Origin of the sequence: Methanocaldococcus vulcanius M7, from assembly GCF_000024625.1 — an archaeon.
GTDB lineage: Archaea > AGJL01 > Methanococci > Methanococcales > Methanocaldococcaceae > Methanocaldococcus > Methanocaldococcus vulcanius.
Map to the genome: position 1 here is coordinate 1,401,592 of NC_013407.1, position 25,324 is coordinate 1,426,915.

27 protein-coding genes and 1 CRISPR repeat array are annotated in these 25,324 nt (G+C 31.2%); of the genes, 9 read left to right on the forward strand and 18 right to left on the reverse strand.

The annotated features are described in order from the left end of the window. Positions 1 to 162 precede the first annotated feature (162 nt). Complete coding sequence (radA, locus tag METVU_RS06850; protein ID WP_015733470.1) at positions 163 to 1,125, forward strand: DNA repair and recombination protein RadA; 963 nt, start codon at positions 163 to 165, stop codon at positions 1,123 to 1,125. Positions 1,126 to 1,475: 350 nt separating this feature from the next. Next, positions 1,476 to 1,847: direct repeats of the CRISPR family, unit length 30 nt; unit sequence TTTCCATCCTCGAAGAGGTCTGATTTTAAT. A 376-nt stretch (positions 1,848 to 2,223) separates the two neighbouring features. Here the strand turns inward: radA and METVU_RS06855 are convergent. After that, a complete protein-coding gene (locus METVU_RS06855) occupies positions 2,224 to 3,600 on the reverse strand; it encodes a PFL family protein (protein ID WP_015733471.1) in 1,377 nt (458 codons plus the stop codon). A 315-nt stretch (positions 3,601 to 3,915) separates the two neighbouring features. Here METVU_RS06855 and tuf point away from each other — a divergent pair, with 315 nt between their 5' ends. From tuf to METVU_RS06870, 3 genes are all read left to right on the forward strand, one after another. Further along, complete coding sequence (tuf, locus tag METVU_RS06860) at positions 3,916 to 5,202, forward strand: translation elongation factor EF-1 subunit alpha (protein ID WP_015733472.1); 1,287 nt, start codon at positions 3,916 to 3,918, stop codon at positions 5,200 to 5,202. Positions 5,203 to 5,295: 93 nt separating this feature from the next. After that, on the forward strand, positions 5,296 to 5,601 hold the full coding sequence (gene rpsJ, locus METVU_RS06865; RefSeq protein ID WP_015733473.1) for a 30S ribosomal protein S10: 306 nt from the start codon (positions 5,296 to 5,298) through the stop codon (positions 5,599 to 5,601). Between the two features lie 264 nt (positions 5,602 to 5,865). Beyond that, positions 5,866 to 6,531 (forward strand): thymidylate synthase, encoded by a 666-nt coding sequence (locus METVU_RS06870; protein ID WP_015733474.1) that lies wholly within the window; start codon positions 5,866 to 5,868, stop codon positions 6,529 to 6,531. A gap of 69 nt (positions 6,532 to 6,600) precedes the next feature. Here the strand turns inward: METVU_RS06870 and METVU_RS06875 are convergent, their stop codons facing one another. From METVU_RS06875 to METVU_RS06895, 5 genes are all read right to left on the reverse strand, one after another. After that, positions 6,601 to 7,470 (reverse strand): Mrp/NBP35 family ATP-binding protein, encoded by an 870-nt coding sequence (locus METVU_RS06875; protein ID WP_015733475.1) that lies wholly within the window; start codon positions 7,468 to 7,470, stop codon positions 6,601 to 6,603. A 107-nt stretch (positions 7,471 to 7,577) separates the two neighbouring features. Then, positions 7,578 to 7,988: a pyridoxamine 5'-phosphate oxidase family protein gene (locus METVU_RS06880; protein WP_015733476.1), complete on the reverse strand. Its 411-nt coding sequence runs from the start codon at positions 7,986 to 7,988 to the stop codon at positions 7,578 to 7,580. A gap of 159 nt (positions 7,989 to 8,147) precedes the next feature. After that, entirely contained in the window at positions 8,148 to 9,929 is a 1,782-nt protein-coding gene (locus tag METVU_RS06885; protein WP_015733477.1) for a YgiQ family radical SAM protein, read from the reverse strand. A gap of 216 nt (positions 9,930 to 10,145) precedes the next feature. After that, positions 10,146 to 10,970 (reverse strand): 4-hydroxy-tetrahydrodipicolinate reductase, encoded by an 825-nt coding sequence (gene dapB / locus METVU_RS06890; RefSeq protein ID WP_015733478.1) that lies wholly within the window; start codon positions 10,968 to 10,970, stop codon positions 10,146 to 10,148. Between the two features lie 15 nt (positions 10,971 to 10,985). After that, positions 10,986 to 12,161: a redox-regulated ATPase YchF gene (locus METVU_RS06895; protein ID WP_015733479.1), complete on the reverse strand. Its 1,176-nt coding sequence runs from the start codon at positions 12,159 to 12,161 to the stop codon at positions 10,986 to 10,988. Between the two features lie 330 nt (positions 12,162 to 12,491). On the opposite strand from METVU_RS06895, the gene METVU_RS06900 reads away from it, so the two are divergent. Then, the gene (locus tag METVU_RS06900) at positions 12,492 to 12,746 is read left to right on the forward strand and encodes a hypothetical protein (RefSeq protein ID WP_015733480.1); all 255 of its coding nucleotides are present in this window, start codon (positions 12,492 to 12,494) and stop codon (positions 12,744 to 12,746) included. A gap of 78 nt (positions 12,747 to 12,824) precedes the next feature. Here METVU_RS06900 and METVU_RS06905 read toward each other — a convergent pair whose 3' ends face one another. Together METVU_RS06905 and galU are read right to left on the reverse strand one after the other, a co-directional pair. After that, entirely contained in the window at positions 12,825 to 13,238 is a 414-nt protein-coding gene (locus tag METVU_RS06905; protein WP_015733481.1) for an EamA family transporter, read from the reverse strand. A gap of 206 nt (positions 13,239 to 13,444) precedes the next feature. Next, positions 13,445 to 14,299 (reverse strand): UTP--glucose-1-phosphate uridylyltransferase GalU, encoded by an 855-nt coding sequence (gene galU, locus METVU_RS06910; RefSeq protein ID WP_015733482.1) that lies wholly within the window; start codon positions 14,297 to 14,299, stop codon positions 13,445 to 13,447. 319 nt (positions 14,300 to 14,618) lie between these two features. Here galU and METVU_RS06915 point away from each other — a divergent pair, with 319 nt between their 5' ends. From METVU_RS06915 to glgP, 3 genes are all read left to right on the forward strand, one after another. Next, positions 14,619 to 14,930 (forward strand): roadblock/LC7 domain-containing protein, encoded by a 312-nt coding sequence (locus tag METVU_RS06915; RefSeq protein ID WP_015733483.1) that lies wholly within the window; start codon positions 14,619 to 14,621, stop codon positions 14,928 to 14,930. 35 nt (positions 14,931 to 14,965) lie between these two features. Beyond that, positions 14,966 to 15,406 (forward strand): V4R domain-containing protein, encoded by a 441-nt coding sequence (locus METVU_RS06920; protein ID WP_015733484.1) that lies wholly within the window; start codon positions 14,966 to 14,968, stop codon positions 15,404 to 15,406. Positions 15,407 to 15,850: 444 nt separating this feature from the next. After that, a complete protein-coding gene (gene glgP, locus METVU_RS06925) occupies positions 15,851 to 17,410 on the forward strand; it encodes an alpha-glucan family phosphorylase (protein ID WP_015733485.1) in 1,560 nt (519 codons plus the stop codon). Between the two features lie 116 nt (positions 17,411 to 17,526). Here the strand turns inward: glgP and METVU_RS06930 are convergent, their stop codons facing one another. The 10 genes from METVU_RS06930 to pyrC form a co-directional block, all read right to left on the reverse strand. Further along, positions 17,527 to 17,748, reverse strand: coding sequence for a hypothetical protein (locus tag METVU_RS06930; RefSeq protein WP_015733486.1), 222 nt, complete (start codon positions 17,746 to 17,748; stop codon positions 17,527 to 17,529). Positions 17,749 to 17,818: 70 nt separating this feature from the next. After that, the gene (locus tag METVU_RS06935; RefSeq protein WP_015733487.1) at positions 17,819 to 18,043 is read right to left on the reverse strand and encodes a class III signal peptide-containing protein; all 225 of its coding nucleotides are present in this window, start codon (positions 18,041 to 18,043) and stop codon (positions 17,819 to 17,821) included. A gap of 178 nt (positions 18,044 to 18,221) precedes the next feature. Then, positions 18,222 to 18,446: a hypothetical protein gene (locus tag METVU_RS06940; RefSeq protein WP_015733488.1), complete on the reverse strand. Its 225-nt coding sequence runs from the start codon at positions 18,444 to 18,446 to the stop codon at positions 18,222 to 18,224. A gap of 114 nt (positions 18,447 to 18,560) precedes the next feature. Further along, positions 18,561 to 18,839: a transcriptional regulator gene (locus METVU_RS06945; RefSeq protein WP_015733489.1), complete on the reverse strand. Its 279-nt coding sequence runs from the start codon at positions 18,837 to 18,839 to the stop codon at positions 18,561 to 18,563. Positions 18,840 to 18,849: 10 nt separating this feature from the next. Continuing rightward, complete coding sequence (locus tag METVU_RS06950) at positions 18,850 to 19,377, reverse strand: hypothetical protein (protein WP_015733490.1); 528 nt, start codon at positions 19,375 to 19,377, stop codon at positions 18,850 to 18,852. A gap of 17 nt (positions 19,378 to 19,394) precedes the next feature. Next, entirely contained in the window at positions 19,395 to 19,754 is a 360-nt protein-coding gene (locus METVU_RS06955) for a gamma-glutamylcyclotransferase family protein (protein ID WP_015733491.1), read from the reverse strand. 292 nt (positions 19,755 to 20,046) lie between these two features. Then, positions 20,047 to 21,066, reverse strand: coding sequence for a H(2)-dependent methylenetetrahydromethanopterin dehydrogenase-related protein (locus tag METVU_RS06960; RefSeq protein WP_015733492.1), 1,020 nt, complete (start codon positions 21,064 to 21,066; stop codon positions 20,047 to 20,049). Positions 21,067 to 21,394: 328 nt separating this feature from the next. Continuing rightward, positions 21,395 to 21,889 carry a DUF2085 domain-containing protein gene (locus METVU_RS06965; RefSeq protein ID WP_015733493.1) on the reverse strand — a complete coding sequence of 165 codons (495 nt, stop codon included), beginning with the start codon at positions 21,887 to 21,889 and terminating at the stop codon, positions 21,395 to 21,397. A gap of 46 nt (positions 21,890 to 21,935) precedes the next feature. Beyond that, positions 21,936 to 22,310, reverse strand: a complete 375-nt coding sequence (locus METVU_RS06970; protein WP_048196914.1) for a DUF5518 domain-containing protein — start codon at positions 22,308 to 22,310, stop codon at positions 21,936 to 21,938. Between the two features lie 90 nt (positions 22,311 to 22,400). Next, positions 22,401 to 23,666, reverse strand: a complete 1,266-nt coding sequence (gene pyrC / locus METVU_RS06975) for a dihydroorotase (RefSeq protein ID WP_015733495.1) — start codon at positions 23,664 to 23,666, stop codon at positions 22,401 to 22,403. Positions 23,667 to 23,881: 215 nt separating this feature from the next. On the opposite strand from pyrC, the gene pheS reads away from it, so the two are divergent. Next, positions 23,882 to 25,324, forward strand: coding sequence for a phenylalanine--tRNA ligase subunit alpha (pheS, locus tag METVU_RS06980; RefSeq protein WP_015733496.1), 1,443 nt, complete (start codon positions 23,882 to 23,884; stop codon positions 25,322 to 25,324).

Genomic DNA, 25,324 nt, shown 5'->3' on the forward strand with positions numbered 1-25,324 from the left:
TTACTTTGCTCCTATTTTCGATAATGTGAATATATAGATGAGTATATAATAACAACCTTCATATATTGCTTATTGTAATATCATCTATTACCTCATGGTTTATTCACATATTAACAATTACTAATTATTAATGATCATAATCAATAACCGCATGGTGATAATATGGATGATCTAACTCAACTCCCAGGAGTAGGACCTACAACTGCCGAAAAATTAAAAGAAGCAGGTTATACTGATTTTATGAAAATTGCTACTGCTTCAATTGGAGAACTTACCGATATTGAAGGGATAAGTGAAAAAGCAGCAGCAAAAATTATAGAAGCTGCGAGAAAACTGTGTAATTTAGGATTTAAAAGTGGAAACGAGATTTTAACTCAGAGAAAAAACATATGGAAACTTTCCACAGGAAGCAAAAACTTGGATGAAATCTTAGGAGGGGGCTTAGAGAGCCAATCGATTACGGAATTTGCAGGAATGTTTGGTTCTGGAAAGACACAAATAGCTCACCAAGCATGTGTTAATTTACAATGTCCAGATAAGATAATTGCAGATGATTCAATAAAAGAAGAGGTCTTAAATGAACCAAAAGCAGTTTATATCGATACAGAAGGAACTTTTAGGCCAGAGAGAATAATTCAAATGGCAGAAGCATTGGGATTGGATGGACAAGATGTCTTAAAAAATATATTTGTTGCAAGAGCTTATAACTCAGATATGCAGATGCTTTATGCTGAGAATGTTGAAAATCTAATAAGAGAGGGGCATAATGTAAAATTAGTTATTATCGACTCTCTTACATCAACATTTAGAACCGAATATGTCGGAAGAGGAAAATTAGCAGAGAGACAGCAAAAACTTGGTAGACACATGGCAATGCTTAATAAGTTAGCCGATCTATACAACTGTGTTGTTATAGTGACAAACCAAGTTGCAGCAAGGCCTGATGCGTTATTTGGGCCATCAGAGCAGGCAATAGGTGGGCATATTGTTGGGCATGCGGCAACATTTAGAATATTTTTAAGAAAAGCAAAAGGAGATAAAAGAGTTGCTAAACTTTATGACTCTCCACACTTGCCAGATGCTGAGGCAATGTTCAGAATAACCGAAAAAGGAATACACGATTAACTTTTTTATTTTTTGAGTTTGTTTTTATTATATTATACACTCTAAAAATAATTACTCTCTTTTTTTAATATACTTGTTAATAAAAATAATTTTATTATCTCTAAAACAACTTTTTTAGTAAACGTCTAATCATAAGAGAAAAGTTTATTATAAATTTAAAAGAGCATTAAGTTTCCTCTTCCAAAAAGCAGTTAACGTCCAAGATCTAATTTTAATTAATGAAAAAAGTTGTTTGCTAAAATTTTATTAAGAATTTTTAGAACAATTTTATAATAGATATTTTTATTATGAGACAGTTGATTTCAATATTTTAATAAAATAAAAATGATAAAAGATTAGAAATTTTGAAGTTTCCATCCTCGAAGAGGTCTGATTTTAATGAGTATAGTGTAGTTGATGCTGATGTTTATATAACTGCAAAATTTCCATCCTCGAAGAGGTCTGATTTTAATCCACATAGCTGTATTATTATCAATCCAGTATGAATTTCCATCCTCGAAGAGGTCTGATTTTAATTTTCAGAATGTATTAATTATATTAGGTGGTAAAAAAATTTCCATCCTCGAAGAGGTCTGATTTTAATTTTATATCTGATAAGTCATTGGATTATGAGTCAATATTATCTTTCCATCCTCGAAGAGGTCTGATTTTAATATTAAACAGATAATCAAAGAATTAAGAGAATTTATGGCTTTCCATCCTCGAAGAGGTCTGATTTTAATAGGGTAATTTTTCTTATTTCGTTATAATATTTTTACTAATATTTATAGTTTTCTACACTATAAAATTTCTACCCATAAATAACCCCTTTTCTTTATAAACCCTACAACAGAACAATCCAAACTTTTATTTAAAAAACAACAATAAACAGAAAATAAAAATAAAAAACACACTTAATTAACCATGGATTTCTAAAAACAACTGCAATAAATTAAAAACACTAAAAAATCTCTGTAATCAAACACATCTAAATATAAGAAACAATTAAACAAACCAACCCTCAGAAACCAACTAAAAACAAATAAAAAACAAAAATCTAAACTAAAAACTCAAAACACAAAAAAACAGAAACAAACAACAAGATAAAAATATATGTTATTAATTAGTTAATGCTTGAAGTGGAGCTGGGATTCTTCCTCCTCTTTTGATAAATTTTTCTGAGGAGTATTTATTAACTTTCATGATTGGTGCACTTCCTAATAAACCACCATAATCTACCATTTCTCCTTCTTTTTTACCAGGCACTGGGATTATTCTAACAGCAGTTGTCTTGTTGTTTATAACTCCTATTGCCATCTCATCCGCTATTATTGCAGATATTGTTGAGGCAGGGGTATCTCCAGGAATCGCAACCATATCAATTCCAACTGAACAAACACACGTCATTGCTTCCAATTTTTCTAAGCTTAAAGAACCTGCTTTCACTGCTTCAATCATCCCGCTATCTTCGCTGACAGGAATAAATGCCCCACTTAGCCCTCCAACATAAGAAGCTGCCATTGCACCTCCTTTTTTCACTGCATCATTTAATAAAGCCAATGCTGCTGTCGAACCGTGAGTTCCACACTTCTCCAAACCCATCGCCTCCAATATATTGGCAATACTGTCCCCTCTTGCTGGGGTTGGAGCTAACGATAAATCAACAACTCCAAACTTAACTCCCAACTCTTTTGATACTTCCCTACCTATCAACTCTCCAACTCTCGTGATTTTAAAAGCCACTTTTTTAATTTCATTTGCTAATGTTCCAAAATCTGCATCTGGTAATTTTTCTACTACTGCCCTAACAACCCCAGGCCCTGAGACACCAACGTTTATTACTCTATCCCCTTCTCCAACTCCATGAAATGCCCCTGCCATGAAAGGATTGTCTTCAGGAGCGTTAGCAAAAACCACAAGTTTAGCACATCCAATAGCGTTTTCTGTTTTAAATGCGGTCTCTTTAATAATTTCCCCCATTCTTTTAACCGCATCCATATTAATTCCTGTTTTTGTAGTTGCAACGTTTATTGAGGAGCAAACTCTCTCTGTTTTTTCCATCATAAATGGTATAGAGTCAATTAAGGCAATATCCTCCTTTGTAGCATCTTTATGAACCAGTGCAGAATAGCCCCCCAAAAAATCAACGTTAACTTTTTTTGCAGCTTTATCTAATATTTCTCCAACCTCAACACATGCTTTTATCTGCTCTTCTCTATCCAAATTTTTTATTGCTCCTCCAACTATTAAAGATATTGGCGTTATCGCAATCCTTTTATTTACTATCGGTATTCCATATTTTTCAGATATTCTTTCTGCTGTTTCTACCAAATTTTCAGCAGATGTTGTTATCTTTTCGTAGATGTTTTCTTTTAGTTCATCAACATCTGTTGAAACACAGTCCCTTAAACTTAACCCTAATGTTACAGTTCTCAAATCTAAATTTTCCATTTTTATCATTTTTATTGTTTCCATTATTTCCTCTGGTCTAAACATCCTCTCTCCTCGTTTTGTTTTAATTTAATATTTAATCCTTCAAATGACAATAACGCTATTAATATACTTAATGAAAATTACTTCATCTTAAATATTATCTTTTAATTGATAGATGTGAGTTATTAAGTATATTATCTTTCTCTTAAAGTCCTCTCTTTTCCTACCAAAAGATATATATACCCCCTACCTAATACTTATAACATCACAGTCATTCAAATTATTGATTGAATTTTCAAAAAATGTGAAGTAGAGTAAAATATAAATAACAATAAAACAACAATATTGAACACATAAAGTTAAAGAAACGGTGATAATATGGCAAAGCAAAAACCTGTATTAAACGTAGCATTTATCGGACACGTCGATGCAGGTAAGTCAACAACAGTCGGAAGATTGTTATACGATAGTGGAGCTATCGACCCACAGGTATTGGAGAAGTTAAAAAGAGAAGCACAAGAGAGAGGTAAAGCAGGATTCGAGTTTGCTTATGTCATGGACAACTTGAAAGAAGAAAGAGAAAGAGGAGTTACAATTGATGTAGCTCACAAGAAATTCGAGACACCAAAATACGAAGTTACAATCGTCGACTGTCCAGGACACAGGGACTTCATTAAAAACATGATTACAGGAGCTTCACAGGCAGATGCTGCTGTCTTAGTCGTTGATGTTAACGATGCTAAAACAGGATTACAACCACAAACAAGAGAACACATGTTCTTAGCAAGAACTCTCGGAATTAAACAAATCGCTATCGCAATTAACAAGATGGATACAGTTAATTACAGCCAAGAAGAATACGAAAAAATGAAAAAAATGTTATCAGATCAGTTATTAAAGGTCTTAGGATACAACCCTGACCAAATCGACTTTATCCCAACAGCTTCATTAAAAGGAGATAACGTCGTTAAAAGATCAGAAAACATGCCTTGGTATAAAGGACCAACATTAGTCGAGGCATTAGACAAATTCCAACCACCAGAAAAACCAACAAACTTACCATTAAGAATTCCAATCCAAGATGTTTACTCAATTACAGGGGTTGGAACTGTCCCAGTTGGAAGAGTCGAAACAGGTATCTTAAAACCAGGAGATAAAGTTGTATTCGAACCAGCAGGAGTTCAAGGAGAAGTTAAATCCATTGAGATGCACCACGAGCAAATCCCACAAGCAGAACCAGGAGACAACATTGGATTTAACGTTAGAGGAGTTAGTAAAAAAGATATTAAGAGAGGAGACGTTTGTGGACATCCAGACAATCCTCCAACAGTTGCTGATGAGTTTACAGCTCAACTCGTTGTCTTACAACACCCAACAGCAATTACAGTTGGTTATACACCTGTCTTCCACGCACACACAGCACAAGTTGCCTGTACATTTATGGAGTTGTTGAAGAAATTGGATCCAAGAACAGGGCAAGTCATTGAAGAGAACCCACAGTTCTTAAAGACAGGTGATGCAGCTATCGTTAAAATAAAACCAACAAAACCAATGGTTATCGAAAACGTTAGAGAAATTCCACAGTTAGGAAGATTCGCTATCAGAGATATGGGTATGACAATCGCTGCAGGTATGGCAATCGATGTCAAAGCTAAGAATAAATAAATCTCTTAAACCCTTTTTACTAAATTTTTGCTAATTTTTTGTGCTTTTAATTTTTATAATTTTTAAAATTCAACAACATTGAGAGGGGAAGGTATGCAAAGAGCAAGAATAAAACTTTCAAGCACAGATCATAAGATTTTAGATGATATATGTAATCAAATCAAAGAGATTGCAGAAAAAACAGGTGTAGATATAGCAGGGCCAATTCCATTACCTACGAAGGTTTTAAAAGTTGTTACAAGAAAGAGTCCTGATGGAGAAGGTTCATCAACATTTGATAGATGGACTATGAGAATACACAAGAGATTGATAGATATTGATGCTGATGAGAGGGCTTTAAGGCATATAATGAAAATAAAAATACCAGATAGTGTTCAAATCGAGATTCAGTTCAAATAAATTAAATTAAAATAAAAAAATATGGCATCTATTTTAAAGATACATAACGTTCATAGGCAAAAAATGTTGCAATCTGAACCGTGAGGATTGCAACTATCTTAACTCTTTTTTCTTTTTATAATTAGTTTAATTAGCAATCAAAAAATATATAATTTAGGGATTAGGATATTATATTAAAAATCAAACTTAGAATATTAAAAAATACATTAAAGTATGAAACATATAATTCAAACATGCCAATAAAAGAAATAAAATGTGGAAAATATGAAATGTATAAAAAAACCTTCTGTTGCATCTGCTTATGAAAACTTGGTCGAATTGATAATTAAAGAAGGAAAGGATATGATAACGGAAGATAATCAGCGGTGTAGAGAATTATTAAATGTCGCTATCGAAATAACAAATCCAAAATTAAAAACAATCAGCCCTAAGTATCCATTTGGAAGAAAGGCAATTGAAAGTTATACAAATCAGTTATTGTATGGATACAAGGATGAGAGTGATTTTGTTTATAATTATTTTGAGAGGATTAGAGAATATCCAAGTTATGATAGGAAAGTGAAGAACGATCAAATAAAATATGTTATAGAAAAACTTAACAGTAACTCAACATCAAGAAGAGCAGTTGTTTCTTTGTGGAATCCATTTATTGACCAAGATGTTAAAGATGTTCCTTGCCTTCAACATATTGGTTTCCAAAAAAGAGAAAAAAACTTACATATGAGTGTATTATTTAGAAGTAATGATATTTTATTGGCTTTTCATTCAAACGCTCTGGGATTGATAAAGTTGGGTGAATATGTTGCAGAGAAGACAAACTCAACGTTAAAAACTTATACCCATTTTATATATAACGCTCACATTTATATTGATAGAGATATTGATTATATAAAAACATATTTTTCAGAGTGTTTAAAATATATTGAATAGTTTTTTTGTGTTTTTGCTTTGTTTTTTTGCTATTTGTTATTTTATATTCTTTTAAATCATTTTTTGTCCCTATTTTTTACCTTCTACTTTTTCAACAATTCTTTCAACAATTTTTTTAAACTCTTCACTTGCTTTACAGTCAAGTAAAACCATTGGTATTCCTTTATCACTTGCCTCTCTTGCTTTAATATCCAGAGGAATTCGACCTAAGAATTCTACTCCCAACTCTTTGGCAGCTTTTTCTCCTCCTCCTTTTCCGAAGATGTCAACAACTTTATTACAGTATGGACAAACAAATCCACTCATATTCTCTATAATTCCAATTATTGGAATATTTAACATCTTAGCCATCATTATTGACTTTTTTACATCAAGTATTGAAACCTCCTCTGGAGTTGTTACAATTATCGCCCCATCTATGTCTGGAATTGATTGCATGATGGTTAACTGCTCATCTCCAGTTCCTGGAGGTGTGTCTATAAGGAGATAATCAAGTTCTCCCCAGAGAACATCTGCTAAAAACTGCCTAATCGCACCGCTTACTTTTGGTCCTCTCCAGATAATTGGGGTCTTATCATCTGGAAGCAAGTAGCCAATAGACATGGTTTTTATTCCTTCTTTTGTGGTTATTGGTAGTATTCCAGCAGGACCTGCCATTGGTTGAGCATTTTCCACTCCGAGCATTTTTGGAATGTTTGGGCCGTGAATATCTGCATCTAAAACACCTACTTTCTTACCCATTAGGTTTAAAGCAGCGGCTAAGTTAACTGTAACAGTTGATTTCCCAACTCCTCCCTTACCGCTTAAAATTACCAATTTGTGTTTTATCTTTGACATATTTTCTCTAATCTTTGCATCTTGTTGAGCCAGTAGTTTTTTTGTATCTGAACAGGTATTTTTAGATGGGCAGGTATTGCAGTTTCCATCACACTCTGTCATTGTCTCACCTATTTTTACGCTTATGTGTAAAATAACTTAGGGTTATATAAATATTACCCGTATATAAATTTAAATAAAATAGCCAAAAATGTGAAATTAAATATTTTTTAGTCCTTTGCTATTAACTTTCCTGCATTTTCTCCTGACTTTAAATTGTATATCTCTGTTATTTTTATAACAACCGCTCCTTTTGGTTTTAAGTCAGGTTTTAAAGATCTGTCGATTTCTTCTGCAATTTTTAAATATTCTCCTTCTGTGTAATATTCTGCCTTTCCTTTATATTGGTAAGGCACTTCCTTACAGTTTGATGTTGTAATTGCAACGTTTGGATTTTCCAAGATATTTTTTAATGTTTTGTTCATATAGTTATCTGCTATCAATATGATCCCTTTTTCAGCATCCAAAACCTTGACCGCTCTCATTGCTGAAACATTTGGAATTCCGTCTTTTGAAGCAGTTGCTAAAAACACAATCTCATTCTCCAAAGATTTAACCATTTCTTCATTTAATTTTACCATAATATCTACCTCATCTATTCTTTACTTATCTTTTTTCTTTTTTAATTTTTAATGATTTATTTTTTAATAATTTTTAGTATATTTTTAACTTTTTGGTTATTAGTTATTTTAGATCTTAATTTAAATCCTTTTTCAATAATCGTTCGTTGTTTTATATATTTATTGTTTTTCGTTATTTTTCTTTATTTGTTTCATAATCCACCTATAAATAATTCCTCTATATCCCACCATTTTAAATCCTTCTAATGCTTTTTCCCAGTTCTCTTTTTCCCTATATAAGCAAATAGCTTTTTGAATCTTCTTCTCTTTGTATGAGTAAGGAACATAAACTTTTTCATTGGTTATTGGATTTATTCCTGTATGATACATGGTTGTTGATAGCGTCATAGGTGTTGGTGTAAAAACCTGAACTTGTTTTGAATAGCAGTTATTTTTATGGATAAACTCAGCTAACTCGATCATCTCTTTAATGGAACAGTTTGGATGGGCAATAAGCCAATATGGTAAAACTTCTTTTGTTCCATTAACTTTTTCAGCTATTTTTTTATATTTTTCTAAAAATTTTTTAAATACTCTGCCATCTGGTTTTTGAATTGCCTTGCAAACTTTTTTAGAGACGTGTTCAGGAGCTACCTTCAATCTTCCAGAGAGATGATACTTTGAGAGTTCTTTTATATACTCCTCCCCATATTTCTTATCATATATTAGTAGATCGTATCTTACACCACTTCTAACATAAACTTTAACATCCTCTCCAACAATGTCTCTGATTTTCTTATAGAGATCAATTAGTGGTTTGTGATCTATGATTAAATTCTCACATGGCTCTGGATATAGGCAGTTTCTTGGGCATCTATCCGCTAAACCTTTTTTACATCCCATTCTATACATATTCGCTGTTGGAGCCCCAATATCTTGAATAACTCCTTTAAAATCCTCATGATTTAATAAACTCTTGATCTCTTTTAAAATACTCCTCTCGCTCCTGTTTTGAATAACTTTACCTTGATGATGCAGTATTGAGCAAAAAGAGCAACCTCCAAAACATCCCCTATGTGTTATAACTGAAAATTGAACCGGAACTATTCCTGGAACAAAAGAATAGGAAGGATGAGCTTTTCTCTCAAAAGGTATCTCATATATCTCGTCCATTTCCTTTTCATTTAAGTAAATTGGAGGGAATTGAACTAAATACTGATTCCCTACTTTTTGAAAAATAACTTTATCCATTGTCATTAACTTTTTGTGCATTTCAGCGTATTTTTCTTTGTTATTTACAACTTCTTCATGAGAAGGCAGTTCTTTAACTTCATATCTCTCCTTTATCTCCAATAATTTTTTCTCATTGACTCTAACTACTGTTCCATTTATCTCCAAATCTTTTATATTCTCTCCTCTTTCTAATGCTCTGGTTATAGACAATATACTCTTCTCACCCATTCCATACATTAAAATATCTGCTTTTGAGTCAATTAAAAGACCTTTTCTCACTTTATTATCCCAGTAATCATAATGAGAAAATCTTCTTAAAGATGCCTCAATTCCTCCCAGGGCTATTGGAACTCCTTTAAATGCTCTCTTTACTAAGTTTGTATAAACAATTGTCGCTCGATCTGGCCTCTTTCTTATCCCTTCGTTAGACATTGCATCAAAGTTTCTTAATCTCTTTTGAGGAGTATAGTGGGCTAACATACTGTCTAAATTTCCGGCTGTTATTGCAAAAAAGTAATTTGGTTTTCCCAATCTTTTTATATCCTCCAAATTTTTCCAATCTGGTTGGGGTATGATGCCAACCCTATACCCATGTTTTACTAAGTATTTTCCAACTACGGCTGCTCCAAATAGGTAGTGATCCACATACGCATCTCCTGTGATGATGATAACATCCAACTCTTCCCATCCCCATTTATCCATTTCTTCTTTGTTCGTTGGTAGGAACATGATCTATCACTCTAATATTTAATTTAATATTTAAATAATTATAATATTTCTATATATTATAATAGATAAAAACAGTATAGGAAAACAATATTAGATACAAATATAAATGAACATAAAAATTGTTTAATAAATGTAAATAATGTTAATAGAAATAAAATATGAGAGGATATGAAATCATACAACTTAAAATCATAAATTTAATTTAAATTTAATATCTTAGAATTTGATCTCATTTAATCCCAAAACATCAAACGTGTTGTATATTCCGTTCTCCTTCTCTGCTATAAATCTTATTGCCAATATAACTCCGTTAACAAATGCCTGTCTACTGCTTGCTCTATGGGTAAGTTCTATCCTCTCTCCATCTCCGGCAAAGATCACAGTGTGATCTCCAACAACATCTCCACCCCTTAAAGCATGAATCCCTATCTCTTCTTTTTTCCTCTCTCCAGTCATCCCTTGCCTTCCGTAAACAAACACACTTTCAATGCCTCTATTTGCTTTTATTATTTCTGCTGCTCTAAGTGCAGTTCCTGATGGAGCATCTTTTTTATGCCTATGGTGCATTTCCACTATTTCAATGTCATAATCTCCAAGTTTTTTTGCTAAAAATTCTAATGTTTTAAAGAATATGTTAACGCCTATTGCAAAGTTTTGAGAGATTACTGCTGAAACGTTATTCTCTTTTATTGCTTTTTCAATTTCTGCTTTCTGCTCTTCTGTAAATCCAGTCGTTCCAATGACTAATTTAACACCATTTTTTGATGCGATCTTTACATTTTCAACACATGCAGAGGCAATTGTAAAGTCCACCAAAACATCTGGTTTTGTTTCTTTTAAAACAGCGTCTAATTCATCAGATGTTGAGAGTGGAACTCCTATCTCCCCTATCCCTATCAACTTTCCTACATCTTCTCCTTTTTTTGGGTGATTTGGGACTTCAAAAGCGGCAACAACTTTCATATCATCTTGCTGATTTATGGTTTTTATTATATTACTTCCCATTCTGCCAAGAGCTCCTGTAATAGCAACTTTTATCACAATTTCACCTATTAATTATTTTGCAGCAGATACAATTTTGATAATGTCATTATGCTTTAATTCATACTCTGCTCCAATTCTTATTTTCTTTTTGGCATCTATTGCATATATAAATTTATCTCCTAAGTCAGTATGTATTTTATAAGCTAAGTCCCTTGCTGTTGTTCCTTTTTTAACTATAAAAGCATCTGGAAGAACATTTCCCTCCTTATCTGAAAATTTGTTCTCGTCTTCAACAGGATATACTACGATCATATCAAGAAGGTCAAAGTATGCCCTATTTATGCACTCCTGTATTCCTGTCCCTCCATATTTCTTTAAAAAGTCCTTTATGTAGTTTAATGCTTTTTTCATTTGTTCATTTACTTTGCCTTCATCTATAATTTCAAAATCATTTCCTTTCCTTTTTATTATGCCAGCTTTTTCAGCTCTTTTTAAAGCAAGTTCTATCTCTGCCGATGTTGGTATAACGATATAATCCTTAAAATGATCTTTTAGACGTTTAATGTTTTTCTCTGCCTCGGGATGATCTGCTTTGTTTGCAGCGATAATCATTGGCTTGGATATTTTTCTTAATTTTCTTGCTAACTCCATCAGATCCTCGTTAGTCCATTTAATTGGACTCTCATCCATTCCCCTAATTGCTATCTTTATATCATCTTCACTTATGTTTAATCCACTCAATTGATCTTTTAATGCTTTAACAATATTTTTCTCTTGCTGGGCTCTTCTCGCTAATTTATCCCAGTTTTTTGTTAAAATATTGTATATCCACATATCTATTTCATTTAATAAAAATTTTACATCTTCAACTGGATCATAATTATCTGTTGGATTACCTTCCGCATCTGTTTTTCCTGAGGCATCTACGACTAAGATAAATGCATCTGCCTGTCTGAGATCATCTAAAAATTTGTTTCCCATTCCCTTTCCTTCATGAGCTCCAGGAACTAATCCAGCCACATCTATAACTTCCACTGGAATGTATCTAATCCCCTCAATACATTTTGAGTTTCTTGGATTGCAGTTAACTCCCAACTCTCTACATGGGCAGGGGCTTGTTATATATGCAATACCTTTATTTGGTTGTATTGTTGTAAATGGATAGTTTCCAATTTCAGCGGGTTTTTCAGTTAGAGCGTTAAACATAGTGGATTTTCCAACGTTTGGTTTTCCAACTAAGCCGATCATTGCCAAGTTATCACCAGTTATTATTAGTTATGATTAGGTTCTATGGCAAATTTTTAAATAGTATTTTTAAATAGTAATTACTAAACCATTAATCTTTTTTAGTTTTTATTTTACTTTTTTAATTTTAATTTTATTTAGTTTTTAATTGGGATTTATTTCAATATAGTGTTGTATTTATTAACTTTTGAGATTTTTAGTTTTAGTTTATACTTGCCTTCGTTGTGGAACTTGTTTATGTTTGATTGGGAGAATTTATTTAAAGTATAAATAAAATATTTATATGACTTTATTTAGTAATGATATTTAAAACCACATCCTCGGGTGAAACAGATGCCATCTCCAAAAATTCAAGAAATACTTAACGAGTTAGATAGTTTAATAAATAGAGAAAAGAAATATATCGAGTTGGTTGCCACTGTTGAGTATCTTCTTAACTTAATAGAACCTTCAAAAAGAGAAAAATTTAAGGAAGCGTTATATGATGCTGAAACAGTGGAAGATGTTCATGAACTTATAAAGGCAATAAAAATACAACTTGGAATACAGGGTTCAAGAAAGTATTTATTAACCTTGGGAGAACAGTAAATTTTTTAAGATTTTAATTATTAAATTATTTTTATTTTATTTCTATTTTCATTTTTTAATTTTTACTTTTTTAGGATTTTATTCGGATATTGAGAGAAGTATCACTCCTAAAATTACAAGGGTTATTCCTATTATCTGAGTAGGGGTTAGTGTCTCTTTTAAAAACAAAATTGATAAAATTACAGTTATTGCAGGCCCTATTGACGATAAAGGGACAACAATACTTGCCTTTCCTTTATAAAGAGCATAATATAGTATCAAAGATCCTAAAACCACTAATATTGCTGAGATTATTGCATAAATCAGAATTTTTTGATCAGTTATAATCACATTTCTATATTTCAATAATATGATTGAACACATGATTATTCCCACTACATTAACAACAATCCACTGAAACATTGGATTTTTTTCACACACAATTTTCGCAAAAAAAGTTCCAATACCGTAAAACAAAGCTACCAAAAGACCGAGAATTATTGCAATATTCATTATCTCCCTGGTTAACCTTATTATAATTATTTTATAATTATTTTTTTTATTAATTTATTAATTCTTTTTTCTATTTTTACTTTTTATTTTTCGATAATCCTACTTCTAATTGCTCAATCAACTAAAAAGATAAAAAAGAGATAATAGTCAAAATATTCAAATATAACACACTTATTATTACTGTTGCATACATGTATAAATCTTATTTACTCTAATTTTTCAACGAAATTTTTCAAAAATTCTCTAAATTCTGGAAATTTCTCTACTCCAATTTCCACATTTGCCTTTAACCATCCAAAAACATCTCCAATATCGTATCTTTTACAACTAATCTCCACTCCTAAAATATCTTCCTCTTTTAAAAGTAGATTCATTGCATCAGTTATTTGCACTTCTCCTCCCCTACCGACAGGCGTTTCTTTAATTTTTTCAAATATTTTCGGGGATAACAGATAAGCTCCTGTTATAATTAAGTTAGATGGGGCTTCTTCGATGTTTGGTTTTTCAACCATATTATTTATTTTGTAAATCCCCTCTTCTACTTCTTCTCCATCTATTACTCCATACTTGTGCACATCTTCCATTGGAACTCTTTCCAAAGCAATAACAGAACATCCATATTTTTTATGAACTTTTATTAGGTCTTTTACAATATTTTTTGAATAGATTGTATCTCCCACCATTGCTATAAAGTATTCATCTCCAACGAACTCTTCTCCGTATAAAACAGCATCCCCTAAACCTTTCTGTTCTTTCTGTCTGACATAGAAAATATTTCCCAAATTATCTATCTCTTTAATAATTTTGAGAAGATCTAACTTCCCTGATTTTTCCAATTTACATTCTAATTCATAATTTACGTCGAAATGGTTTTCTATTGCCTGTTTTCCTTTTCCAGTGATAAAGAGTATATCTTTTATGCCTACATCGACTAAATCTTCAACAACATACTGAACTATTGGCTTGTTAACTACTGGAAGCATTTCTTTTGGTTGTGCTTTTGTTATGGGAAGGAGACGAGTTCCAAAACCCGCTACTGGAATTACCGCTTTTTTTACCATATTATCACTTTAAATTTTCATTTTCTAATTTTTACCTTTAAATTTTTTAAATTATATTTTTTGAAATTATTAACCACATAATAATTTTTTGGGTATGAAGATATAAATAGGTTTTAGTTGTCTTTGTTGGAAATTTTATCATTATCATAATCCAATTTACTTTGTTATTTTATCTAAAAATCAGTTGTATTTACTTTTTTCCGCGAAAAAACGCGAAAATTTCCCCCCCCCCCCAAAAATAACGAAATCCGTTCGAAAAATATTTATATCAATAACCATAACAATATAAAAGTAAATAAAACAAAATTTAGGTGAAATTATGAATGAAGAGATCAATAACTTACTAAATGTTGAAGGGGTAGAAGGGGTTATTCTCACGTCAAAAGATGGGCTATTCATAAAAGGAAATGTTGAAAAAGTGAATGAGGACGTTGTTTCTGCCATAATAAGTGCAATTATTGGAGGGGCTGGAGAATTAGGAAATGTGATTAATGATAACGTGAAGTATGTAATTATAGGTGGGGATTCGTCAAAAATAATGTTATTTAACTGCGGAGAAAAAATTGTAGGCGTTATTGGTAATGTTCTGTTAGAGGATATTAAAGACAAGGTTTTAACATTATTCTCTTAAACTTATTTATTAATTAATTTTAATAGAGGGATATTATGGAGAAGATCTTTCCTGAAATATTGGAGGTTATAAGAGATGAAAATAAGTTAAAAAATGCTAAAAAAATTCCAATTCCTTATTTTGGACTAATGGCCATTGAATTAATAGATACTGTAAAAGAACTTAACTCTGAAATATCTCTTTATGAAATTGGATATAAATTCGGAAAACTAATGTCTCCCAATAGTTTAGACGAATTAGTTAAATTATTCAGATTAATGAATTTTGGAGAATTAAAGATCGATTTAGAGAGAAGAATAATTGAACACTACTCTCCACCATATAACAAAAAATGCAGTGAACCGATACACGATTTTATTGCTGGAATATTAGCAGGAGCTCTAAAAAACATATTTTCAAAAAATAATGTTGTAAAAGAAATAAAATGCACGAGTATAGGAGAAGAAAAATGCGTGTATGAAATACTATTTTTTTGAATAGACATTGATCGTTAGCAGAACCATACAAATAATTATAAATTCTAAATATATAAATACAAAGCATCATCTCATTTTATATATTATTTTTCTGATAAATTACTATTGCTGATCGTAGATTTATTCTATTAACGCTACATCCCACTATTATTTTTTTAGACAATCCAATATAAAAATCAACAGTTGAAAATTAACAGGTGGATATAGTAGGTTGATAGACATTAAAATTTTAATAGATAGAATAATTTTAATAACAAAAAATAATAAAAAATATTTAAAACAAATATTAAAATAAAAAAATTGAAATAAAAATAAATTATCAAAAAATTATCAAAATAAATTAAGATTGGCACATAAAAACCATTATAAAAATTTTTAAATGTGAAATCTTCAAAGTAAATTAACAACAATAACATTAGATTAAAAGAGTTTTGGGGGATGTTAATGAAACCAACTGCTTATTTTTGTATGGAATTTGCAATCCATCAACCTTTAAAAACATATGCAGGAGGTCTTGGATTCTTGGCAGGATCTCATTTTAGGGCTGCAAAACGGTTAAACCAACCACTTGTAGGGGTTTCAATACTTTGGAGTTATGGATACTACGATCAAGTTAGGGATTGCGAAGCAAAAATGAAAGTAGAATATATAAGAAAATACTATGACTTTTTAGAAGATATTAAATTAAAAGTGCCTGTAATTATAAATAATAACACCGTCTGGGTTAAAGCGTATAAATTGGAAGAAGATGTTTTTGGAACGTGTCCAATATATTTTTTAACAACAGATATTCCTGAAAATGACGATTTTTCAAGAACAATAACTCACAAATTATATGATGCAAACAACATCCTTCACATAGCCCAACAGATAGTTTTGGGGGTAGGGGGTTATAAAGTCATAAAAGAGTGTGAAAACGTAAAAATATATCATATGAATGAACCACATCCCCTTCCACTGATCTTCAAGATGATCGAGGACTATGGGTTAGAGTATACAAGAGAACATGCGGTTTTTACAACCCACACACCACTTCCAGAGGGAAATGAAACTCAGGATATAAATTTATTGAAGTCAATGGGATTCTTTGGAAATGTCGATCCCTCCTTAGCTGAAAAATTAGGAGGAAATCCTTTTAACTATACTGTCTGTGCTTTAAGAACATGTAAAAGAGCAAACGCTGTTTCTAAAAAACATAAAGAGGTCTGCGACAAGATGTGGAGTTGGGTTAAGGATAGATGTGAAATCGTGGCAATAACAAACGCTCAAGATAAATATTACTGGCAAGATCCAATAATAAGAGATGCAGCGAAAAGATACGACATAGATACATTAAGAGAAAGAAAAATGGAGTTGAAAGAGATACTTTTTGAAGAAGTGGCAGATCAGACCGGAAAGATCTTTAAAAAGGATCGACTAACTGTTGTATGGGCAAGAAGATTTACTGCATACAAGAGGCCATATATTCTACTTCATGATGAGATGAGATTGTTAGAACTCCTTAAAAAGAAAAAGATACAAGTCATTTGGGCTGGAAAGCCACATCCAAACGATTGTAATATGATCGCTACATTTAATTGGATCGTCTCAAAAACACGTGATATGAAAGGAGCTACCATATTAACTGGCTATGAGTTAAAGTTAAGTAAGATGCTGAAACAGGGATCAGATATTTGGTTAAACACTCCAAAACTGAATCATGAAGCATCTGGAACCTCAGGAATGACTGCCTCAATGAATGCCTCAATCCACGCAAGCACGTTAGATGGTTGGCATGTTGAATGGGCTAAAATGTATCCTGACGATAGTTTTACAATAGGAGACGGTGTTAGAGATGATGACAACTACGTTGCTAACTGCATATACAACCTATTAGATGAGGTATCAGATTTTTACGATACCGAGAAGTGGTGGATGAAGGCATGCAACTGTGTCAATCACATAGTTGAATATTTCGACGCTGAAAGAATGGTAAAAGAGTATGCTGAAAAATTATATCAATAGGGGTGGTAAAAATTTTCAAAAAACTACATATGTTATTTTTTACGGACTTAAAGATTAATCCTAAAAGAATCTCTTTAAACTAAACATACTAATATTTAAATATAATAAAACAAAAATTAGGATATTGCTTCCCTTGCTATTTTCCCAGATATGTTTCTACTGGCTTCTAATAGGTTTGACGTGGAATTGTTGGAATATGTCTGTAAATATTTTACGCCAACTATTTCGTTTTTAAAATATATTATTGAGATTAAAGTTGCAATAATTACTGAGGAAAGAACTAATATTGCCAATTCAGTTGACACCTGAGCTTTTTTTGAAAAAATTTTATTAGACATGGTCATCCCTTGACGGTCAAATAAAATAATTTATATCATAAATCTCATGCAATATCTAAAAATATTTGAATTATGAAACCAACTTACTTATATTACTACTTATGTTCTCTGCAGCTTCCCCTAATGTTGTAACTGTTTTATTTGCTTTTTCTCCAGCAGTTGTTGAACTGCTTTTTATGTTTTTTACGTAGTAGTATCCTGCGATAACTGCAACTAACACTGCCGCTGCTACTAAGATACCTACTTCCATTGATAACTGTCCTTTTTTTGACATTATCTTTTTTAATATTTTCATATACTATCACCTTCTATGTTCTGTATAGGTGTTATATCTTCATGTTTATATTTCATAAATTTTTAGTATAAATATTTTTGCGATACTCTGCGATGCAAAGAGTTTAAATAACCATATATTGGCAATTTTTTGCAGTTATTTTATTTGTTAAATAAAAATCTTAAATTTTTAATAATTTTTAAGTTTTATTCAACATTTGAAGATATTTAGCAGAGTTGTTGTTTGTCGTATTTATAAAATGCTCTGCTTTTTTTCCACTGCTTCCCACTCCTTCCCCAAATTTTTTCCCATATCTTACCATATAGTACGCCATGATTATTGCAATAAGTGAGGCAGAAGCAACAATCATTGCTAACTCCATCGACAACTGTCCCTTTTTTGAAAATAATTTTTTGGATGTCATGTTGATCATCTCACAACAATCTTTAAATAATATTACAAACAGTAATAAAGTAAAAATAAGTTTAACAATAATAATATGGGGTTTAAGAAGATTTAATTGCTATTTTTTAATACATTAACTTTCTATATTTTTTGATAATTGTAAAATTTCATATATATAATTTTTGAAAGCTGTCCTTCCCTTTTCTGTAATTTTTATTATTGTTTTAATTTTACCTTTTATTAATGACTTCTTTGTCTCTATGAATCCGATCTCTTCTAATTTTTTTAAATGATGCTCTAAATTACCATCTGTCAAATTTAACTTTTCTTTCAAATAACTAAATTCACAATACTCCAATCCATACAACAAAGCCAATATTTTAACCCTAACAACGGAGTTGAACACTTTCATAATTCCACATTTAGTCCTTACATATTAAAAAGCATAGAGCAACTAAAAACTGAACTAAGGCAAAGATCAGAAATTGATATTCGTTGAATATAAACATCGGAATTGATGAAATCATCATTAACAATCCCAAAATCTTTCTCTTTTTAGATTTAAATAAAATACCATCAATAATAAGTAAAAAGCCAAAAATTCCCGCAATTGAAACTCCCAGAATTCTTGGATAAGTGTATAATGTAATAATCGAAGAGAGAATAACTGCAATAATTCCATATTTTACAATCTCTTCAAATATCTTATCAAAATAGCACTTTGTTTTTTTATAGAGTTTTCTCTGTCTCACTACCAATATTATTCCCACAACTAACAATAAAGATACAACAAACAGTATGTTAAAGTTCCAGACCTTCATCGATATATACATCAGAATAAATATTAATGAACTCAAAAAATATGAAACAAAATATGCCTTATTTTTGTAATCCCCATCTTCTGATTTATAACTTTCTTCAACTAACTCTAAAATTTCTTTTGCGTCCATGCTCTCCCCCAAAAAAATTAGTCATTTTTTCTTAAATAAATATAAACGCAGTATTCATTTCCATGCTCATCCACAGCAGTAGTTTTTTCCCTAACGTAGTAGACATCCAAATCTTCATAATCATCAAAAATCTCTAATTCCTTATCAGTAATATCTACTAATATAACTCCATCAATATAACTTCCTTCTCTCTTTCTTGCCCCATAATACCCGATTGTTTCATCAAAAAACTTCTCGTAATTATAAACCCTCCCTTTAATCATCTTCGGCACTCTATTTATTAATTCCAACAATCTTTCTTTTTTCATCAATTCCCCATAAGCAAATACATTATATTTGTTGTTTTCAATTCTATTCAACTCCGTATCTTTTTTCATAACCTATTCACCGCTAATTCAACATGCCAAGATCCTTATCTTAATTTATTTAAAACGTATGAAAACTAAACTGTTGTATAAATTGTTAATTTTCTTACATCTCTATTTATGACTCTTTTGATATATAGTTTTACAGCCATTTATTGAAATCAACTATTCTTTGATATATCTTTTGAACAATTTGCTATTTAAATTTTATTAACGAAAATTAAAAATTCGATTAAAAATAAAAAATAAAGGATTAAGAAGTAGAAAAATAGTTGATGTTGTCTAAAATTTAGAATGATCTATGCTATTTACTAAACAACTTATTAGAACTTCTCCTTATTGCACCCTCAACCGCACTCTTCCCAATTAATGAGATTATATCCTCAATTAACGCCTGAGGAGCAACTAAATATGTTTTCTTAACATCTTTTTCTCCAATTATTGATTTATCAAACTCTTCAATTATTTTTAAAGCCAATTTTAAGTCATCCTGTTTTTTATCTATCAGCATGTTTTTAGCTGAGGAGAGTAAAGCTTCTTTGTTAAATACTTTCATCAACCCCTCTATTCCTGAAGTTTCAATAATCGAAGATATTGTTTGAAGCGAAATCAAAATCTGCTTCTCTATCATATCCTTTGGAGCATTTATCAACTGGGTCCCTACCCTATAATAATCAAGAACTCCAACCAACGAAACCGCTGTGACAAGTGCACCCATATCTGCAACTGCTGGAACAACATCTGCAGGAGCCACATATGGAATTTTATTAATACTTTCTACTAATTCAACCAATTTATTTATTTGTTCTTCTGTTGCATAGGCCTTTCCTTCAAGTGATCTGCCTGCTATTGTGTAATATTCTTGAGATGGTGTTCCCGGCACTCCTGTTGGATGCATTGATGAGATTCCAACATCTCTTCTCTTTAATCTTAAAATTCCTTCCAAAGCCCTATATAGGACGGGTGTTGGAATGGTGCATGTGTTGCAGATCACTGCGTTTTGGGGGAGGTGTTCTATTATTGTCTTGGCTATATGTATTGTTAGTTTTCCAAATGGTGTGAAGAGAATATGAACTTCTCCATGTTTTGCAGCTTCAACATCATCACTAACAACCTTAACTCCCGCTTCCTCAACCTTCCTCCAAAGATCCTCACTCATTATACCCCTATTCGGCTCTGCCAAAACAACATCATGCCCCGCCTTAGCAAACTCAATAGCCATCCTCGAACCACCATAAGGCGGCTCACCACCAAACTTCTCTTGGACGTTGAGTTTTTCTAAGTATAGTTTCTGATTTCCTGCTCCGTAAACAGATACTTTCATATTATCCCTCAATATTATTATATTGTATTTATTTTATCGCTTATTTACATATCCGAGTATTTATAGGAACATATTCAATTGTTAAACATTCTACTCATTGCGTAAAAAATTTGTTAATTTTTAAAAATTCTACATGCAAGTTTCATAAATATTATTCAAATTCGAAAATTCAATATATCTTTAAGATTGCTTTATAAGTGTTGATTTAACCCTATATAAACTTTATCATAAAATTTAATGAGTAATATTAAAAAAATAAATAATAGCTATTACCCATTCAGAAATTAAACATTAAGAATTTTAAAATTAGTTAAAAGTTTTAATACATTCAGTTATTTTTGAATTTATTATACCATTTTGCAAACAGTTGTAGAAAAACAGGGATTATATAAAACACTACAAAAAAGCCAGCAATGAATCCAGTTATAAATCTCAACTCATTGAAACTCTGTCTCAATCCAATTAACTGCGTTGTTCCATCAATTGCCATAGGTGTTAAAGCGAGAATCAGATATATTCGATTGGGCACCTTGAAATCATCCAATTTTTTAATCATTGGATAAACAATCAATCCAAGTAAAACTCCTGTATAGATTCCAAAACATCTCGCACAGACAGCCATTTTATTTCCAAAGATAAAAAAACTTCTCTGAGGTAGTTGATGGCAAATTGGAGAATAAAGCATATATATATCTTCACTTATTATTTTGTAAATTGGGACATTATTTCCAAGATATGCAAAGTAAGGAGCAAGAATGATTCCTAAATAAAACATAACGAATGATATAAATAGAACTATATAAAATCGAGATAGGGAAGACATGTAAATCACTCACATAAAATAAATTAAAAAAATCCGATTAAAGGGATTATCTATTTTTTATAAGAACATAGATTATTCCTCCAATTGCTCCTAAGATTGCTCCAAAGATAATTCCGCCAATTATTGAGAAGATTAAAGAGCCACCCATTCCTATTGGAGTGTAGTGAGCGTATGCTGTAAAGATAGTCATGTAAAGGAAATAGCTTATAATACTACCTATAACTCCACCAATAACTCCTGAAACAGCTCCAACTAATCCACAATTTTCATAATCACAAACTCCTCCTGAATTTACGTAGAGGTGTGCAGCAACAGCCCCTCCAACAATAAGACCCAAACAACATACAACATCAAGAACCATTCCTACAAGCCCTCCAATAATCGCCGGCTTTAACATCTTCTCCTGATCAAAATTTACCATCCTCTCACCAACCAAATTTCTCTGTCTAAATCATTTAACATTTAATAATATCATCGTTTGTTTTTATATATTTTTCTATTTTTATATTGGTTAATAACATGTTTCATATATCTCTCCATTAACCACAGTATAGATCGGAACTCCTTTAACATTCCATCCATCAAATGGGCTAAATTTTGCCTTTGATTTGAACATTTCAGCATTAATTTTTACCTCTTTTTTTAAGTCAATGATCGTTAGGTTTGCAAAATTGTTTTCTCTAATTTTATTATCTATTTTAAAAATATTGGCAGGGTTTGAAGATAAAATCCTTACAGCAGTAGATAAACTGATAACTTTATTACCTACTAAATTAAGGGTTAAAGGAACTATCGTCTCTATTCCAGGTATTCCAGAAGGGCAGTGTCTAACATCTCTAAGTTTTTCTTCTAACGTGTGAGGAGCGTGATCTGATGCGATAATATCTACCTCCCCTTTTATTATCCCGTTAATTAATGCGATATTATCCTCTTTTTCCCTTAGAGGAGGATTGAATTTTCCAAATCCTTTGAGATCCTCAGCCATCTCCCTATTCAAATATATATGATGAGGAGCAACTTCCACAGTTATTTTTACATTTTTCAGTGTTTGTCTTGCCTTGTTTATTAATTGAAGAGATAATTTTGTAGAAATATGGCAAAAATGAATGTGTGGTTTAAATCTATTTAACTTATCGATAATTTCCAAGTTTTTTAAAACCTCTTTTACCGCTTCTACTTCTGATCTTTTATCCCTTATTTTGCAGTGATCTTCCCAAGTTTCAAGTTTATATTTTTTTAAATTTTCTTCTATTATGTCTTTATGCTCTGCATGAATACAGAAGATCTTATTTTGGCTTAGAATATCCTTCAATTTTGAATAATCGTTAATAAATAAGTCCCCAACAGATTTAACCATAAATATTTTATATGCCTTTGCTTCCTCCACTGTTTCAAGATAGTTTCTCTCAGTAATCCCAAAATTTAAAAAAGTGTTTATTTTACTCTTATTTTTACATTCTTCAAGTTTTTTGTAGAAGAGTTCCTTCGTAGTTATGGGTGGAGAGTTATTGGGCATATCTATTGCGAAACAAACTCCTCCATTTATTCCTGCCAAACTACCACTTAAAAAATCTTCTTTTTTTTCTTCCCCCCATCTAAAATGGACATGAGCATCTATAACTCCAGGGATAACTACTAATCCATCCAAATCCAAAACGTCTTCATTATTAGATTCAATAAAACGTGAAATTTTCTTTATTTTTCCATCCTCTCCGATCAATATGTCTCCTTCAATTATCCCTTTCTCATTTACTATTTTACAGTTTTTTAAGATCATATTATCCCTTTTTACAGTTAGCGATAATCTTTTAAAGTTGATTATTTACTTACTATTTATCAATTATCGATAATCTATTTAATTTTTCTTTCCATAACAAATAATACATCTGATGATTTTAAACTTTATAAATTTTATAAAAAGTTTATAAAAAGTAATATAAAAAATTATAAAAAGTTTATAGGTGTTTATAAAACAGAGACGGGGCTGATAATATGGAACTACATGTTGATGAGAAGAGATTATTAAAGATATTTCAAGATCAGAAAAAGGAAGAGTTCAAATTAGAAGAATTAGAAAAATTTATGCCAAAAGAAAAGATCTTGAGAGTATCTTTGTGGTTAAAAGGTAAAGATTTGGTAGAGAGTAATGAGAAGATCAGAAAGATCGTTAAAATTGCAAAAAACGATGAATTCCCTGAAAGGAAGATTGCTAAATATTTAAAGGAGCATAATCTATCTGAGATAGAGATTAAAAACCTAAAGGATATACTTCCAAAAGAAGAAATAAATGCTGCATTAGGATCAATAAAAAGGAAGAATATTGCCAAAATAGATAAAGGTAAAATCATTTTTGAAAACTTGGACTATGACGATGTTGAGGAAGATTTCTTAAAAAAAATAGGTAATGGATTATTATTTGACAATCTTAACGAAGAAGAAAAAAGAATTGTTGATATTTTAAAAAAGAGAGGATTTGTTAAAATTGATGAAGAGAAGGAGATAACAATAAAACTAACTGAAAAAGGAAAAGAGTTTATAAAAAAACCTATTGAGATTGAAGAAGAAATAACTCAATTAACAAGAGATACTATAATAAGCGGAAAATGGAAAAAAGCATATATCAGACCCTACGATGTAAAAATACCAACTAAACCAGTATATCCTGCTAAGATACATCCTTTAACAAGAATTATTAGAGAAGTTAAGGAAATCTTGTTAGCAATGGGTTTTAAAGAAGTAAAAAGCCCAATTGTAGAAACAGAGTTTTGGAATTTCGATATGCTGTTTGAACCACAGGATCACCCAGCAAGAGAGATGCAAGATACCTTCTTTTTAAAGTATCCTCAGGAGGGAGAGATTCCAGAAGATCTGTTAGATAACGTTAAAGAAGTTCATGAAAGATGCTGGAAATATAAATTTGATGAAAATATTTCAAAGAGATTGATTTTAAGGACACATACAACCTCTTCATCAATAAGATATTTGGCCTCATTATCTGAAGAAGAAAAAAATAAACCACACAAGGTTTTCTGTATAGATAGGGTTTTTAGGAACGAGGCAATCGACTATAAACACTTACCAGAGTTTTATCAGTGTGAAGGAATTATAATGGGAGAGGATGTTAATTTTAATAATTTAATTGGGGTCTTAAAAGAGTTTTTAAAAAGATTAGGGTTTGAAAAGGTTAGATTTAGACCTGCTTATTTCCCATTTACTGAGCCATCATTAGAGGCAGAGGTTTATTTGGAGAGTAGAGGGTGGTTAGAGATTTTAGGAGCCGGAATTTTTAGGCCAGAAGTATTAGAACCGATTGGGATTAAAAAGCCAGTTTTAGCTTGGGGAATCGGATTTAGTAGGTTGGCTATGCTTAGATTTGGATTAAAGGATATTAGAGATCTCCATAAAAACGATTTAGATTGGTTAAAAAGAGTTTAA

Coding starts and splice junctions, on each gene's coding strand:
- radA (WP_015733470.1), top strand. CDS start 163: ATGGATGATCTAACTCAACTCCCAGGAGTAGGACCTACAACTGCCGAA.
- METVU_RS06965 (WP_015733493.1), bottom strand. CDS start 21,889: ATGTCTTCCCTATCTCGATTTTATATAGTTCTATTTATATCATTCGTT.
- METVU_RS06895 (WP_015733479.1), bottom strand. CDS start 12,161: ATGATCGGCTTAGTTGGAAAACCAAACGTTGGAAAATCCACTATGTTT.
- METVU_RS06855 (WP_015733471.1), bottom strand. CDS start 3,600: ATGTTTAGACCAGAGGAAATAATGGAAACAATAAAAATGATAAAAATG.
- METVU_RS06970 (WP_048196914.1), bottom strand. CDS start 22,310: ATGGTAAATTTTGATCAGGAGAAGATGTTAAAGCCGGCGATTATTGGA.
- METVU_RS06915 (WP_015733483.1), top strand. CDS start 14,619: ATGAATGAAGAGATCAATAACTTACTAAATGTTGAAGGGGTAGAAGGG.
- METVU_RS06900 (WP_015733480.1), top strand. CDS start 12,492: ATGCCATCTCCAAAAATTCAAGAAATACTTAACGAGTTAGATAGTTTA.
- METVU_RS06905 (WP_015733481.1), bottom strand. CDS start 13,238: ATGAATATTGCAATAATTCTCGGTCTTTTGGTAGCTTTGTTTTACGGT.
- METVU_RS06960 (WP_015733492.1), bottom strand. CDS start 21,066: ATGAAAGTATCTGTTTACGGAGCAGGAAATCAGAAACTATACTTAGAA.
- METVU_RS06870 (WP_015733474.1), top strand. CDS start 5,866: ATGAAATGTATAAAAAAACCTTCTGTTGCATCTGCTTATGAAAACTTG.
- METVU_RS06940 (WP_015733488.1), bottom strand. CDS start 18,446: ATGACATCCAAAAAATTATTTTCAAAAAAGGGACAGTTGTCGATGGAG.
- pyrC (WP_015733495.1), bottom strand. CDS start 23,666: ATGATCTTAAAAAACTGTAAAATAGTAAATGAGAAAGGGATAATTGAA.
- galU (WP_015733482.1), bottom strand. CDS start 14,299: ATGGTAAAAAAAGCGGTAATTCCAGTAGCGGGTTTTGGAACTCGTCTC.
- METVU_RS06955 (WP_015733491.1), bottom strand. CDS start 19,754: ATGAAAAAAGATACGGAGTTGAATAGAATTGAAAACAACAAATATAAT.
- pheS (WP_015733496.1), top strand. CDS start 23,882: ATGGAACTACATGTTGATGAGAAGAGATTATTAAAGATATTTCAAGAT.
- tuf (WP_015733472.1), top strand. CDS start 3,916: ATGGCAAAGCAAAAACCTGTATTAAACGTAGCATTTATCGGACACGTC.
- METVU_RS06880 (WP_015733476.1), bottom strand. CDS start 7,988: ATGGTAAAATTAAATGAAGAAATGGTTAAATCTTTGGAGAATGAGATT.
- METVU_RS06950 (WP_015733490.1), bottom strand. CDS start 19,377: ATGGACGCAAAAGAAATTTTAGAGTTAGTTGAAGAAAGTTATAAATCA.
- METVU_RS06875 (WP_015733475.1), bottom strand. CDS start 7,470: ATGACAGAGTGTGATGGAAACTGCAATACCTGCCCATCTAAAAATACC.
- METVU_RS06945 (WP_015733489.1), bottom strand. CDS start 18,839: ATGAAAGTGTTCAACTCCGTTGTTAGGGTTAAAATATTGGCTTTGTTG.
- METVU_RS06885 (WP_015733477.1), bottom strand. CDS start 9,929: ATGTTCCTACCAACGAACAAAGAAGAAATGGATAAATGGGGATGGGAA.
- METVU_RS06935 (WP_015733487.1), bottom strand. CDS start 18,043: ATGAAAATATTAAAAAAGATAATGTCAAAAAAAGGACAGTTATCAATG.
- METVU_RS06920 (WP_015733484.1), top strand. CDS start 14,966: ATGGAGAAGATCTTTCCTGAAATATTGGAGGTTATAAGAGATGAAAAT.
- METVU_RS06930 (WP_015733486.1), bottom strand. CDS start 17,748: ATGTCTAATAAAATTTTTTCAAAAAAAGCTCAGGTGTCAACTGAATTG.
- rpsJ (WP_015733473.1), top strand. CDS start 5,296: ATGCAAAGAGCAAGAATAAAACTTTCAAGCACAGATCATAAGATTTTA.
- glgP (WP_015733485.1), top strand. CDS start 15,851: ATGAAACCAACTGCTTATTTTTGTATGGAATTTGCAATCCATCAACCT.